Source organism: Massilia timonae, assembly GCF_001866515.1.
GTDB lineage: Bacteria > Pseudomonadota > Gammaproteobacteria > Burkholderiales > Burkholderiaceae_D > Telluria > Telluria timonae.
On record NZ_JRYB01000001.1, the window covers coordinates 2,421,626 to 2,434,843 of the forward strand.

The 13,218-nt window shown below is 63.9% G+C and carries 13 protein-coding genes and 2 tRNA genes; 7 read left to right on the top strand and 8 right to left on the bottom strand.

Annotated elements, in window-relative coordinates; all coding sequences use genetic code 11:
- Nucleotides 1-258: 258 nt before the first annotated feature.
- A complete protein-coding gene (locus LO55_RS10480) occupies nucleotides 259-669 on the top strand; it encodes a hypothetical protein (protein WP_005665347.1) in 411 nt (136 codons plus the stop codon).
- Nucleotides 670-795: 126 nt separating this feature from the next.
- Here the strand turns inward: LO55_RS10480 and LO55_RS10485 are convergent, their stop codons facing one another.
- Together LO55_RS10485 and LO55_RS10490 are read right to left on the bottom strand one after the other, a co-directional pair.
- Nucleotides 796-1,647, bottom strand: coding sequence for an HDOD domain-containing protein (locus tag LO55_RS10485; RefSeq protein WP_005665348.1), 852 nt, complete (start codon nucleotides 1,645-1,647; stop codon nucleotides 796-798).
- Nucleotides 1,644-1,973 carry a hypothetical protein gene (locus LO55_RS10490; RefSeq protein WP_005665349.1) on the bottom strand — a complete coding sequence of 110 codons (330 nt, stop codon included), beginning with the start codon at nucleotides 1,971-1,973 and terminating at the stop codon, nucleotides 1,644-1,646. The genes LO55_RS10485 and LO55_RS10490 overlap by 4 nt, the downstream gene beginning before the upstream one ends.
- A gap of 141 nt (nucleotides 1,974-2,114) precedes the next feature.
- Between LO55_RS10490 and LO55_RS10495 the strand changes: the two genes are divergently transcribed.
- Nucleotides 2,115-2,666: a DUF1697 domain-containing protein gene (locus LO55_RS10495; RefSeq protein WP_005665351.1), complete on the top strand. Its 552-nt coding sequence runs from the start codon at nucleotides 2,115-2,117 to the stop codon at nucleotides 2,664-2,666.
- Between the two features lie 37 nt (nucleotides 2,667-2,703).
- Here LO55_RS10495 and LO55_RS10500 read toward each other — a convergent pair whose 3' ends face one another.
- The gene (locus tag LO55_RS10500; protein ID WP_005665352.1) at nucleotides 2,704-2,976 is read right to left on the bottom strand and encodes a hypothetical protein; all 273 of its coding nucleotides are present in this window, start codon (nucleotides 2,974-2,976) and stop codon (nucleotides 2,704-2,706) included.
- A gap of 573 nt (nucleotides 2,977-3,549) precedes the next feature.
- Between LO55_RS10500 and LO55_RS10505 the strand changes: the two genes are divergently transcribed.
- Together LO55_RS10505 and LO55_RS10510 are read left to right on the top strand one after the other, a co-directional pair.
- Nucleotides 3,550-5,508: an AAA family ATPase gene (locus LO55_RS10505; protein ID WP_071361413.1), complete on the top strand. Its 1,959-nt coding sequence runs from the start codon at nucleotides 3,550-3,552 to the stop codon at nucleotides 5,506-5,508.
- Nucleotides 5,509-5,687: 179 nt separating this feature from the next.
- On the top strand, nucleotides 5,688-6,221 hold the full coding sequence (locus LO55_RS10510) for a lipocalin-like domain-containing protein (protein ID WP_071361414.1): 534 nt from the start codon (nucleotides 5,688-5,690) through the stop codon (nucleotides 6,219-6,221).
- Nucleotides 6,222-6,227: 6 nt separating this feature from the next.
- Here the strand turns inward: LO55_RS10510 and LO55_RS10515 are convergent, their stop codons facing one another.
- Entirely contained in the window at nucleotides 6,228-7,943 is a 1,716-nt protein-coding gene (locus LO55_RS10515; protein ID WP_071361415.1) for a cation:proton antiporter domain-containing protein, read from the bottom strand.
- 159 nt (nucleotides 7,944-8,102) lie between these two features.
- On the opposite strand from LO55_RS10515, the gene LO55_RS10520 reads away from it, so the two are divergent.
- From LO55_RS10520 to LO55_RS26660, 3 genes are all read left to right on the top strand, one after another.
- Nucleotides 8,103-9,371 (top strand): DUF445 domain-containing protein, encoded by a 1,269-nt coding sequence (locus LO55_RS10520; protein WP_071361416.1) that lies wholly within the window; start codon nucleotides 8,103-8,105, stop codon nucleotides 9,369-9,371.
- A gap of 10 nt (nucleotides 9,372-9,381) precedes the next feature.
- Nucleotides 9,382-9,714, top strand: a complete 333-nt coding sequence (locus tag LO55_RS10525; RefSeq protein ID WP_071361417.1) for a putative signal transducing protein — start codon at nucleotides 9,382-9,384, stop codon at nucleotides 9,712-9,714.
- An 84-nt stretch (nucleotides 9,715-9,798) separates the two neighbouring features.
- Nucleotides 9,799-9,957 carry a hypothetical protein gene (locus LO55_RS26660; RefSeq protein WP_005665369.1) on the top strand — a complete coding sequence of 53 codons (159 nt, stop codon included), beginning with the start codon at nucleotides 9,799-9,801 and terminating at the stop codon, nucleotides 9,955-9,957.
- 57 nt (nucleotides 9,958-10,014) lie between these two features.
- Here the strand turns inward: LO55_RS26660 and LO55_RS10530 are convergent.
- The 4 genes from LO55_RS10530 to mutL form a co-directional block, all read right to left on the bottom strand.
- A tRNA-Met gene (locus LO55_RS10530) sits at nucleotides 10,015-10,091 on the bottom strand.
- Nucleotides 10,092-10,153: 62 nt separating this feature from the next.
- Nucleotides 10,154-10,230 (bottom strand) — tRNA-Met (locus LO55_RS10535).
- 81 nt (nucleotides 10,231-10,311) lie between these two features.
- A complete protein-coding gene (gene miaA, locus LO55_RS10540; protein WP_071361418.1) occupies nucleotides 10,312-11,265 on the bottom strand; it encodes a tRNA (adenosine(37)-N6)-dimethylallyltransferase MiaA in 954 nt (317 codons plus the stop codon).
- The gene (mutL, locus tag LO55_RS10545) at nucleotides 11,265-13,196 is read right to left on the bottom strand and encodes a DNA mismatch repair endonuclease MutL (RefSeq protein ID WP_071361419.1); all 1,932 of its coding nucleotides are present in this window, start codon (nucleotides 13,194-13,196) and stop codon (nucleotides 11,265-11,267) included. Before mutL ends, miaA begins: the two co-directional genes overlap by 1 nt.
- Between the last annotated feature and the right edge of the window lie 22 nt (nucleotides 13,197-13,218).

The following is a 13,218-nucleotide window of genomic DNA, read 5'->3' on the forward strand; positions in this document are numbered from 1 at the left end:
CGATAGCTTGATTTCCGACAAGGAGTCACATGCGCGGGTTCGTCATCGCACTGGCGTACGCGACAGATAATTTGTTTGAAAGACAAGTGCGTATGTGGAAAGAAACATGGAGCACTGTGGGCCGGAATTCTTAAGGGAATGTTCAGATTAGCGCTGTTTAATCCCTGAACAAGTTCCGGGAACTTATGTTGACGAAAGGTAGTCTTTAACAAAAGTTCGTAAGGGAACTATTTTAACCAAACTCGTGAGGTAATTATCATGGCACAACAACATCACGCTCTATCTTCGCAGGAAAGTTACAACCCGAACCACTTGTTGGACATCCTGCTCGGTAAGATGCAGCTGAAAAACGACGCCGCCCTGTCGCGCATGCTGGAAGTGGCGCCGCCGGTCATCAGCAAGATCCGCCACCACCGCCTGCCGGTCGGCGCCTCGCTGCTGATCCGCATGCACGAAGTGACCGGCATGAGCATCCGCGACCTGCGCGACCTGATGGGCGACCGCCGCACCAAATACCGCCTGTCGGACGCCCAGGGCCGCCCGAAGCCAGAAGAGAAAGCTGCACAAGCCGCGGCCGCTGCCGCCCAGCAACAAGCCCAGCCGGCACAAGGCCAGGGCGCGCAAACTAACGAAGCGTCGAACAAGACCTCCGGCAATTATGCGCACTGATGCCGTGGGCATGACAGCCGCATCTGTCATGCCTTCGGTATTGGCGGGCTGCGGCGCCGCCACGCTGATCTTACAGCAGCGGCGCCGCACTAGCTCCTATTGATTCATCGTGCACCGTCCTGCGGCCTAGGCCATCAGGATGGCTGTCATTTCCTCGAACTGCAGTTCCGTCTCGCGGAACACGTGCAGCCATGTTTCCTCAGGCAGACCGAGCGCCGTCCAGGCCACGCTGGACACGGCGGGCACCAGCTCGTCCGCGTCGCCGGCCAGGTCGAGCGCATGGGCCACCGCATGGGCCACATGGACGATGGTGGCCAGGAAGCCGGCCCCCGGCGTTTCGGGCGCATGATAAAAGGCGATCGCCTGCTGCATGGTGCCCGAGAACTGCCAGTGCTCGGCCAGCGCCGCGCCGGCCAGCAAATGGTCGACTCCCAGCATGGCCCGTTCGGTATCGAGCAGATCGCCATCGCGGCGCTTGCGTTCGCGCAGGACGGCGTCGTACTGCTCGGGATAGCGCGTCACCAGCACCAGCCGCCCAATGCCGTGCAGCAGGCCGGCCGTGAACGCCACGTCCTGGTTGAAACGCATATGGCGCGCCAGCACCCGCGCGCAGGCGGCGGTGGCGATCGACAGGCGCCAGAAGGCCTTGTCGTCGAAGCTGGGGCAGCGTCCGCTCGGGAAACATCCGGTCATCGCCGCCGCCATGATCAGGTTGCGCGTGGCCTGGAAGCCCAGATACGTCATGGCTTGCTGGATCGTGGTGGCCTTGACCTGCAAGCCGAAGGCCGACGAGTTGGCCAGGCGCAGCGTCTTCGCCGTCAGCGCCTGGTCGGCCGACACTTTCCTGGCCAGCACCGAGATGTCGACATCCTCCTGGTCGATGCTGCCGAGCAGTTCCATCACGACGGCAGGCAGCGAGGGCAGGTCTTCCAGGCCCTGGACCAGCTGTTCAGAGGTGATTGCCGGGGTGGCCGTCATGGCGCCACCTGCCGTTCCAGGCGGTAATCCTCGACGTAACGGCGCAGCAGCTTGCCGGCCCAGTCGTCGTCGCCCTCGAGATCGTGCTTGCGAAACAGGTGGTCGAGCCGGGCAACGACCGCCCCCTCGTCCGGCGCGCGGTGCGCCTCGACGCGCGCCACCGGCACCGCCTCGATATGGTGACGCTGCAGCGAGGCGATGGTCGCCTCGCCCAGGACGGCGCCCTTGGCCAGCAGTACCAGGCCTTGATTGTCCAGCAGCTCGTCCGAGAGCACCATGCCCGGCGTTACCTGGGTCACGGGGACCATCGTGTGGTCATCGCTCATATTCCCTCCATTCAATTCTGCGCCGATGTTATCACCGGCGCGGATGAATATCTGTAAGCATCGGCAATTGTTTCTCTGTCCCGGCCGCGATATGCGTCAAGACGCGCGCACCGAATGCCGGGGTCACGTTACCATGCCCCCATGACCAGCCAACGTTACATTGCCTTGTTGCGCGGCGTAAATGTCGGCCGCGCCAAACGGATTGCCATGGCCGACCTGCGCAAGCTGGTCGAAAGCCTCGGCTATACCGGCGTGCGCAGCCTGCTCAATAGCGGCAATGTGATCTTCGACGCCGACGTGGCGTCCAGCCAGGCGGCGGAGGCGATCGAGGAAGCGATGGTGCTGCGCCTTGGCGTCGCGGCGCGCGTGTTCGTGCTCGAGCGCCAGGAGCTGGCCGACATCATCGACGACAATCCGCTGCTGGACCTGGCCGACGACCATGCGCGCCTGTTCGCCTTCCTGCTGACCGGCGAGCCGCAGCGCGAGATGGCGGCCTGCCTGTGCGGCCAGGACTGGCAGCCCGAGGCGCTGGCGATCGGTCGCCGCGCCGCCTATGTCTGGTGCCCGGAAGGCGTGCTCGACAGCGCCGCCGCAGCGGCCCTCGGCAAGGGGCTGGGCGACGGCACGACCTCGCGCAACTGGCGCACGATCACCAAGCTGCACGGCTTGTGCAGCCATCCGGCCGGGTGCTGACCGGCAGTGGCGCGGCGCCGGCGGCACCGTCGGCCGTCTACTTGAACTTGTCGCTGCTGTCGCGGCCGGCCCGGTAGCCGATCAGGATCAGACCGACCAGCATCATCGCGAACACCTCCGGCTCGGGCAGTTCGGGCAGGTGCGACGGTGGGGTGACGATGTGCGTATGGCCCGTGACTGCCAGGTCGTGCACCGGTTGTGGCGCTGGAATGGCTTGAATGCCATTGCCAGGAACAAGATCGATAACGGCGGCTTGGGCTACATTGCCGAGGAAGACCGCAAGCGCCGCCGTCAAAGCATATCTTTTCATAGCCATTCCTCTTTACAAGCTAAATGCCACCAAGCTTTGGATGGGTTGAAACTTCATCCGCGGTCGCCATCTTGCCAAATCAGGATAGCAAATCCGCTGGCCTCACTGCGCGCAATTGAGCCGATGAGTTGTAGAAAGAAGTCATGTTTTTGCTGAAAGATGCAAACATGTTGCGTTCACTCAATGCAAAAGTTGACTGTGGTAAATAAGCTGCGCTCAGCAGTAACTCAGGTGTCAATATAATGCCTGGATTGGGTGGTTTGATAATGCGAATTTCGCAAGAAATCGCTGTTTGATTGGCATATTCATCATGATTGCTGTCACTCGGATAATCAAAAACGTTAGCAGCTTTTTCATCATCATCAAATTCCGCATTTTTTTGTTCGCAGGGTATTCACCGCGGTTTTTTTTGAAGGTATAGTCTCCTTATCCCCTTGCCTTCGGGCATCACAGCAACGTCCCAACCAACACGTCTGAAACCCTCGGCCCTGGCCGACGCCGCGCTCGCCGCCTTTGCGACACGGCACCAGCAGTCCCACTTTTTGCACGACGCACCTTTCGACGAGTAACCAGATGCCCAACTTCGCCCGACTTCAGATTGCCTTCAAGAACGTCTACGTCCGTATCCTGTCCGCCATCCTGCTGGGCATGCTGGTGGCGCTGGCGATCTTCAAGTCCGATGTGCCGCAAGATCCGAGCCCGGTGATCCACTCGCAGAACATCGCCGAGATCACGTCGCTGGCCGGTCAGAAGGCGCGCCTGGATTACCTCCTGATCGCCAACCCGCTGTCGGAGGCGCCGCGCTACATCTACAAATTCAAGGATGCGGCGAACCTGCACGTGGTGAAGGTGCCGAGCACCTCCCACCTGTCGCTCGAGCGCGAAGTGCTGCTCAAGAACGCCATCCCGTATTCGATCGCCAAGGATGATTTCCTGGCCAGCCACAAGGCGGTGATGGACGAGGGCGTGAGCATGCTCGACCAGGCCGGCGACTTCCTCAAGCGCAATGCATTCCCGATCATCCTGGTGCTGATGATCCTGTACGTGATGAAATTCGGCATCCCGGGCATGGGCACGAGCGCGTCGATGATCACCCCGGACAAGCTGAAAGGCAGCCTGGACGACCTGATCGGCATGGACGACATCAAGCAGGAAGTGCTGCACCTGGAAGACATGATCCGCAACCGCGCGGAATACCAGTCGCACAATATCGACAAGCCGTTCAACGTGATGCTGACCGGGCCCGCCGGTACCGGCAAGACCAAGCTGGTGGGCTACCTGGCCAAGCGCCTCGACATGCCGATGATCTCGGCTTCGGGCTCGGCGCTGGAGTCGGGCTACGTCGGCGGCGGCTCGAAGGCCCTGAACGCCTTGTATCGCAAGGCTTGCGCCAAGGGCAAGTGCATCATCTTCCTGGATGAAGCGCAAAGCCTGTTCATGCCGCGCGGCCGCAGCGAAAAGAAATGGGAAGACGATACCGCCAACACCATGCTGGGCCTGCTGGACGGCGTGAAGAGCGACAAGGGCCAAGGCGTGATCTGGATCGTCGCCTCGAACTTCGACGACAACACGACCGAGATGGACGAAGCGATGCTGCGCCGCTTCTCGGTGAAGATCAACTTCCGCTTGCCGAACAAGGCCGAGCGCCGCGAACTGCTGCGCAGCTTCCTGGCGCGTAAAAAGGACGGCCTGGTCGATTGGGAAGACCTGAACCTGGACCAGGTGGCCGAGATCACCCAGAACCTGAGTCCGGCGCTGCTGGAAACCGTGGTCGAGCGCGCCAGCATGCTGTCGATCCAGGAAAAGACCATCATCAACACCAACCTGATGTTCCGCGCCTATGAACGCGCCACCATCGGCTTGACCGACCGCGCGACGACGGCCGAGAAGCACAAGCAGCGCGAGCGCATCGCCCTGCACGAGCTGGGGCACTTCTTCATGCAGATCGATCCCTACCTGCGCGCCGGCCTCAGCCTGGCCGAAGTGAAGGAAAAGTCGCACTTGCTGAAGATCAGCACCGAGGCGGTGTCGAAGATCGGCGCGTTGGGTTACGTGCTGCAGTCGGGCGAAGACATGTCGCTGCGCACGCTGGAAGAGCTGGAGCGTGACGTGGTCGGCCTGTATGGCGGCGTGGCGGCCGAAGAGATGTTCTATGGCGCGCGCGGCATTTCGGTCGGCAGCCAGAACGACATCGAAAAGATCACCAAGATGCTGAACCTGATGGTGAGCCGCCTGTCGATGTATTCGCGCTCGAAGATCGATTACAGCCAGCTGGGGCAGGAAGCCAGCGGCGAGCACACCGTGCGCCTGGTGGAAGAGAAGGCGGATGCGCTGTACAGCTACACCCTCGACTCGATCCGCGATTACAAGCTGGTGATGGAGTCGCTCAAGGATACGCTGCTGGAACAGTATGTGTTGTCGAAGGACGAGGTGTTTGCGCTGCTGGAAGAGCGCAGCGAACTCTTGATGCCGCAGTTGCATGGGCATCGGACGGCCAAGCTGACTTTGTGTGAGGAAGAAGCCGCCGCTTAAGCAGCCGGTCCCTTTTTATGAAAACCCGTCCCGCGCAAGCCGGACGGGTTTTTTGTTTTCCTGGATTGTTCGGGTTAATTCATCAGCGCATGCAAGCGGAACGGGATGATCGGGCGCATTGAGCTCGACTATGATCAGAATGGGAGGCCGGACCTTTCATGTTTATATCGGGAGATCCCATGCGTATGCTGAAGCTTGCTTTACCAATCCTGCTGGCAGCGCAATGCTGCACGGCGATCGCCGAGGAGCGATCGCCGAATCAGATTCTGGGCACCTGGCGCATGGTGACCGCCCAGATCGACCCGGACGGCAAGAATCTGCCGGCTTATGGCGACAAGCCGAACGGCCTGCTCGTGTTCACCGAGGACATGCACTTCATCGAAGTGCTGACCGATGCGAACATGCCAAAATTCGCCTCGAACGTCCGAGGGGAAGGCACGGCAGAAGAAAACCGCGCCGCGATGGCCGGCAGCATCGGATTCTTCGGCACCTATACGGTGGACAAGGAAGGCGTCTTCAGCGGCAACCGCGTCGAGGCATCGACGTTTCCGAACTGGATCGGGCAGGTCCGTACCCGCAGGGAATTGCGCCTGGTCGTCGAAGGCGATCGCATGACCGAAAACTTCCAGAGGCCGGACGGCACCAGGATTCGGATCATCTGGCAGCGGGTCCAGGATGTGGCGATTGACAGACCCGTGCCAGCTATCCGCTAATATCGCTCAATGCTCGAGTGGAGCACGCTGCTGCTCCCGCAGCGTTTCCAGCACATGCCTTGTCATGCTGCCGGCCAGCTCCTCGTCACCGACAAACACCCGCCCACCCGTCTCCGCCCGCAACAACTCCGCTTCCTTGTCGCTATGCGTAAGTGCCACGCACCGCACGGCGGGATTGAGCGCCTTCGCAATCTCCACCATCTTGCGCACGTCGAAGGTATCCGGCGTCGCGATCACCAGCATCGCCGCCTTGTGGATATGCGCCTGGATCAGCACCGCCGGTTCCGCCGCATTGCCCACCACCGCCGGAATCCCGCGCTCGCGCGCCGTTTCGACCAGTTCGCGGTGCTGCTCGGCGAGCACGAAGTGAATCCCGCGCGCCGTCAGGTCTTCGGCAATGCGACGCCCGACCCGCCCGAAGCCCACCAGCACCACCTGGTTGCTCAGCTTTTCGCGCGAGGTCGTCATCGGCAGCTCCGCCAGCGGGTCGGCCGGCCGTTCCAGCTTGCGCGCCAGGTGCATCAGGTGATCCTGCTTGCCCAGCCAGCGCTGCACCGGCTCGATCGACGAGAACACCAGCGGATTGAAGGCGATCGAGATGATGGCCCCAGCTAGGATCAGGTTCTGCCCCAGCTCCGGCAATAGCCCGAGCTGCATGCCCAGCGCAGCGAGAATGAAAGAGAACTCGCCGATCTGCGCCAGGCTGGCCGACACCGTCAGCGCGGTATTGAGCGGATAGCGCAGCGCCAGCACCAGGATGAATGCGGCAAGCGACTTGCCGACCACGATCACCAGCACCACGCCCAGCACGTGCAGCGGATTGTCGACCAACACCATCGGATCGAACAGCATCCCGACCGAGACGAAGAACAGGACTGAAAACGCATCGCGCAGCGGCAGCGATTCCTCGGCCGCGCGGTGGCTCAGTTCCGATTCGCGCAGCACCATGCCGGCAAAGAAGGCGCCCAGCGCGAACGACACGCCGAACAGGCTCGAGGACGCATAGGCGATGCCGACCGCCGCCGCGATCACCGACAAGGTGAACAGTTCGCGCGACGCGGTCCTGGCCACGCGCCACAGGAACCACGGAAAGACCTTGCGCCCGACGATCAGCATGAAGGCGATGAAGCCGCCCACCTGCAGCAGGGTCATGCCCAGCGCCGGCCACAGATCGAGCCCGGCATCGCCCTTGCCGCCCAGCGGTCCGGCGAGCGCCGGCAGCATCACCAGCACCAGCACCATGACGAGGTCCTCGACCACCAGCCACCCCACGGCGATGCGCCCGTTCATCGAGTCGAGCACGCCACGCGCCTCCAGCGCGCGCAGCAGCACCACGGTGCTCGCCACCGACAGCGCCAGGCCGAACACGATGCCGGCGCCCAGGCTCCAGTCCCACCACCACGACAGGGCCATGCCCATCGCGGTGGCCACGCCGATCTGCAGCAGGGCGCCGGGCAGGGCGATGCGGCGCACGTCGAGCAAGTCCTTCAGCGAGAAGTGCAGCCCGACCCCGAACATCAGCAGCATGACCCCGATCTCGGCCAGCTGCGAGGCCAGGCCGATGTCCGCCACGAAGCCCGGCGTGGCCGGGCCGATGAAGACGCCGGCCGCCAGGTAGCCCACCAGCGCCGGCAATTTGAGGCGCACCGCCAGCATGCCGAATATCAGGCCAAAACCCAGCGCGGCGGCAATCGTGGTGATCAGGCTTAATTCATGGTGCATGCAGGGGGAGGCTTTCGATGTGGTTGGAAGATCTTCAGTATATGTCAGCAGTATGTACAGGCCGTGAAAACGCCGCGAGCAAGGTAGGCAGCGCCGGCGCGTCGTCCGCGCGGGAAGTGCGATAGCATTGGCATAACGTCACTGCCGAGCTAGCGCCGCATGGAAAAACAGGATGAACTGCGCCGTTCCAAACTGATCGCCCTGGGCTTCTTCGTGGGCGCGGCCGTGCTGTTCGTGATCAGCCTGCTGCTGCCGGCCACCTGGTGGACCGGTCTGCTGCGCGCCTTTTCCGAAGCGGCCATGGTTGGCGCGCTGGCCGACTGGTTCGCGGTGGTGGCCCTGTTCCGGCGCGTGCCGATCCCGATCGTCTCGCGCCATACCGCCATCATCCCCAGCAACAAGGACAAGATCGCCGACAACCTGGCCCTGTTCGTGCGCGAAAAATTCCTCGACACCGATTCCATCGTCGGGCTGATCCGGCGTCAAGATCCGGTGCAGAAGGTGGCCGAGTGGCTGGTCAAGCCCGCCAATACGGAGCTGATGGGCGCCCACCTGGTGCGCGCCGCCACCTTCATGCTCGACTTCATCGAGGACGCGGCGGTGCAGAACTTCATCCGCCGCGGCGTGCACACGATGGTGAGAAGCGTCGACCTGTCGAAGTCGAGCGGCGCGATCCTCGAAAGCCTGACCCGCGGCCGGCGCCACCAGGAGTTGCTCGACGAGGGCATCCGGCAACTGGCGCGGCTGCTGGACAACGCGGATACCCAGGACTACATCGCCCAGGGCATCGTCGATTGGCTCAAGGAAGATTACGCCTTCATCGAGAAGATGCTGCCGTCGGACCTCATCGGCCGCAAGGGCGCCGACATCGCCGTGCGTCTGGCCGCCGGCGTGTTGAACAAGGTCGCGGCCGATCCCGAGCATCCGCTGCGCCACCGCTTCGACGACTACGTGGCCGGCTTCATCGAACGCCTGAAAGGCGACCCGGCCTTCCTGGCCAAGGCCGACGACGTCAAGCGTTACCTGCTCGAGGACGAGACCCTCAACGCCTATCTGGGCTCGCTGTGGGCCGAGCTGAAGGCCTGGCTCAAGCGCGACCTGGAAAGCGCCGAGTCCAGCCTGCGCCGCCGCATCGTCGCCATGGGCGCCTGGATCGGCAAGGTGCTCAGCGAAGACCCGGCCTTGCGCCAGTCGCTGCACGAGAACCTGGAGGCGGCCGCGCGCGGGGTGGCGCCCGAGTTCGCGGGCTTCCTGACGCGCCACATCGCCGACACCGTCAAGCAGTGGGACGACCGCGAGATGTCGGCCCAGATCGAACTCAATATCGGCAAGGACTTGCAGTACATCCGCATCAACGGCACCATCGTGGGCGGCATGATCGGCGTGACCTTGTACCTGCTGTCCCACCTGCCCGCGCTCCTGAACTGAAGGCTTCATCATGCACACGCTCGCACTGAACGACTGGCTGGCCGCCCACCCCGAGGTCGAGCGCATTCCCGAGCGCAACCTGTACGTGGTGGCGCGCTACATGATCCCGCTGGACGCCAACCTGGCCCAGGGCTGCCTGGAAGCGTCGGGCATCCCCGCCATGCTGGCCGACGCCCACCTGATGCAGACCGACCTGCTGCTGGCGCCGGCCCTGGGCGGCGTGCGCCTGCTGGTCGATGCCGGGCACGTGCAACAGGCGTATGCGGTGCTCGAAGCCCTGGCGCGCGGCGACTATGCGCTCGACGAGCACGCGCCGGACGGCGAGTGGCATAAGGCTGAGTAGACCGCGCGCGAGCGTGGGGTGGCGCACGAATCGACGCGCGCCGGCGGCGTACGCTGTACTCTCTTGTATCGAAAGGAGAACATCATGCCCCAGGGTGATAAATCGTCGTACACCGATAAGCAAAAGCGCCAGGCCGAGCACATCAAGGAAGGCTACGAGAAGAAGGGCGTCGGCAAGCAGGAGGCCGAACGGCGCGCCTGGGCCACCGAGAACAAGGTCTCGGGTGGCGGCAAGAAGCATTGAACGATGACGCTGGAAACAACAACGGCCCGGTTCGCGAGAACCGGGCCGTTTTGTATCTGGTGGTGATAGGTGGACTTGAACCACCGACCCCAGCATTATGAGTGCTGTGCTCTAACCAGCTGAGCTATATCACCGAAACTGACAAAGCAAAAATGGCTTGACTCGTTGGAGAGCCAAGCCATTCGCTTGGAATTCTTGGTGGTGATAGGTGGACTTGAACCACCGACCCCAGCATTATGAGTGCTGTGCTCTAACCAGCTGAGCTATATCACCGCAACGACCAATATTATCGGGCGCGACCGGTTGCGTGTCAAGATCGTGGCGTGTTCTGCGCGGAAAAATGTCGCGCCGATGTCATTTACTTAACGTCGCCAGGTGATCCAGCATCGCCCCGGCTGGATCGGGGCCCAGGCAATCGATCACGATCCGGTCCGGCATCGCGCGCAGCCAGGTGATCTGGCGCTTGGCCAGCTGGCGGGTGGCGATGATGCCCAGTTCGCGCAGTTCCGCGCGGCTGATCTTCCCGTCGAGGTAGTCCCACGCCTGGCGATAGCCGACGCAGCGGATCGACGGCAGCGCCGGCGACAGGTCGCCGCGCGCGCGCAGGCGCGCCACTTCCGCCACCAGGCCCCCGTCGTCGCGATCGCCCAGCATCTGGTCGAAGCGCAGCGCGATGCGTCGGTGCAGCACAGCGCGGTCATCGGTCTCCAGGCCGAACGACACCAGTTCGAACGGCAGCTCGGGCTTGGCACGCTTTGCCAGCAGGGCCGACATCGGCTGACCGGACAGTTCGAAGATCTCCAGCGCGCGGTTGATGCGCTGGGCGTCGTTCGGCGCCAGGCGCGCCGCCGTCACCGGATCGACCGCGCGCAGCTTCTCGTGCATGCCGGGCCAGCCGATGCGGGCGGCTTCGGCATCGAGCGCGGCGCGCACGCCGGCATCCGCCGTCGGCAGGTCGTCCAGGCCGTCGACCAGCCCCTTGAAATACATCATCGTGCCGCCCACCAGCAGCGGCAGCTTGCCGCGCGCCGTGATCTCTCCCACCAGACGGATGGTGTCGTCGCGGAACTGCGCCACCGAATACGCCTCGAGCGGGTCGAGGATGTCGATCAGGTGGTGCGGCACGGCGGCCAGTTCGTCGGGCGTGGGCTTGGCGGTGCCGATGTCCATTTCGCGATACACCAGCGCCGAGTCGACCGAGATGATCTCGACGGGACGGGTCTGTGCGATGCGCAGTGCAGCCGCGGTCTTGCCGGACGCGGTCGGGCCCATGATGGCCACGGCCATTGGTTTCTTCATATCGTTCATTACTGGCCGCGCAAGAACAGTTTGTCGAGCGCGGCGATCTCGAGCTGGACCCAGGTCGGGCGGCCGTGGTTGCACTGGTCGGCGCGCTCGGTGCTCTCCATCTGGCGCAGCAGCGCGTTCATCTCTGGCACGGCCAGGATGCGGTTGGCGCGCACCGCCGTGTGGCAGGCGAGGGTGCCGAGCAATTCGTTCCTGCGCTCGATCAGCACGCGCGAGCCGCCGTATTCGCGCACGTCGCGCAGCACGTCGCGCGCCAGCGTCTGGGCGTCGGCGTTCTTGAGCAGGGTCGGCACGCTGCGCACGGCCAGCGTCGTCGGCGACAGCGCGGCGATGTCGAAGCCCAGCGCCTTCAGCGTGTCCTGGTGCTCGGTCGCGGTCGCGACCTCGATCGCGTCGGCGTAGAAGGTCACCGGGATCAGCATCGACTGCACCTGCATCTCCTGGCCCTGGGCCTGGGCGTCGAGCGCGTTCTTGATCTGCTCGTAAAGGATGCGCTCGTGGGCCGCGTGCATGTCGACCAGCACCAGGCCGCGCGTGTTCTGGGCCAGGATGTAGATGCCGTGCAGCTGGGCCAGCGCGAAGCCAAGCGGGAAGTCGTCGTTCGACAGCGGGCGTTCCGATGCCGAGAGCGGCACGTCCATCGGGGCGGACGAAGGCGCAGGCACCGTGGTCGTCGCATCCGACTTGAACAGCGCGCCATACGCCTCGGTACGCTGCGCGACGCCGCCTTGCGTGCTTGGGTCGTCCCATCGGCTCCCGGCCGGATAGGGCGACGGCGAGAAGGTCGACAGCTGCGACCCGAACGAGGTCTGCTCGTGTGGCCGCATCTGCGGCCGTGACGGCGATTCCGATAACTGCCATAGCGGCGTCCCGCTCGGCCTTACCTCGGCCGCCGTGATCGGCGCCGGCACGCTGCCGTGCGCCGTGGCCGAGGTCTGGGCCAGCGTGCGCTGCACCGCGTGGAACACGAACTGGTGCACCGCGCGGCTGTCGCGGAAGCGCACTTCGATCTTCGACGGGTGGACGTTGACGTCGACCAGCGCCGGATCGAGGTCGAGCGACAGCACGTACGAGGGAAAGCGGTCGCCGTGCAGCACGTCCTGGTAGGCGGCGCGCACCGCGTGCACCAGCACCTTGTCGCGGACAAAACGCCCGTTCACGTAGAAGAACTGGCCGTCGGCGCGCGCCTTCGAGGCCGTGGGCAGGCCGACGTAGCCGTGCAGGTGCAGCGGGCCGGCCGACTCGTCCAGTTCAAGACGCGCCTCGGCGAAATCGCTGCCCAGGATGTGGGCGCTGCGCTTGGCCGCTTCGCTCACGTTCCAGTGGTCGATCGTGCGGCCGTTGTGCGACAGGCTGAACGACACGTCCGGACGCGCCAGCGCGATGCGGCGCACGACCTCGGCGCAGTGGCCGTATTCGGTCTGTTCGGATTTTAAAAACTTGCGGCGCGCCGGCGTGTTGAAGTACAGGTCCTGCACGTCGATCGTGGTGCCGAAGGCGCCGGACGACGGCGCGACGGTGCCCTCGTGCGAGCCGACGATTTCCCAGGCGTGGGCCGCGTCGGGCGTGCGCGAGGTGATGCGCACCGCGGCCACCGAGGCGATCGAGGCCAGCGCCTCGCCACGAAAGCCCAGCGTGCCCACGTTCTCGAGGTCGTGCAGCGAGGAGATCTTGGAGGTCGCATGGCGCGCCAGCGCCAGCGGCAGCTGTTCCGGCGCGATGCCGCGGCCATTGTCGGTGATCGCGATGCGCTTGACGCCGCCTTCTTCGAGGCGCACGGTGATCTGGGTCGCGCCCGCGTCGAGCGCATTTTCCAGCAGTTCCTTGACGACGGCCGATGGCCGCTCGACCACTTCGCCGGCGGCGATCTGCGAGATGAGCTGGTCGGGGAGCTGCTGGATGGGACGGTGGGTCGGGGCTGGGGCGTTCATGGTGCGATTATATCGCGCTGCC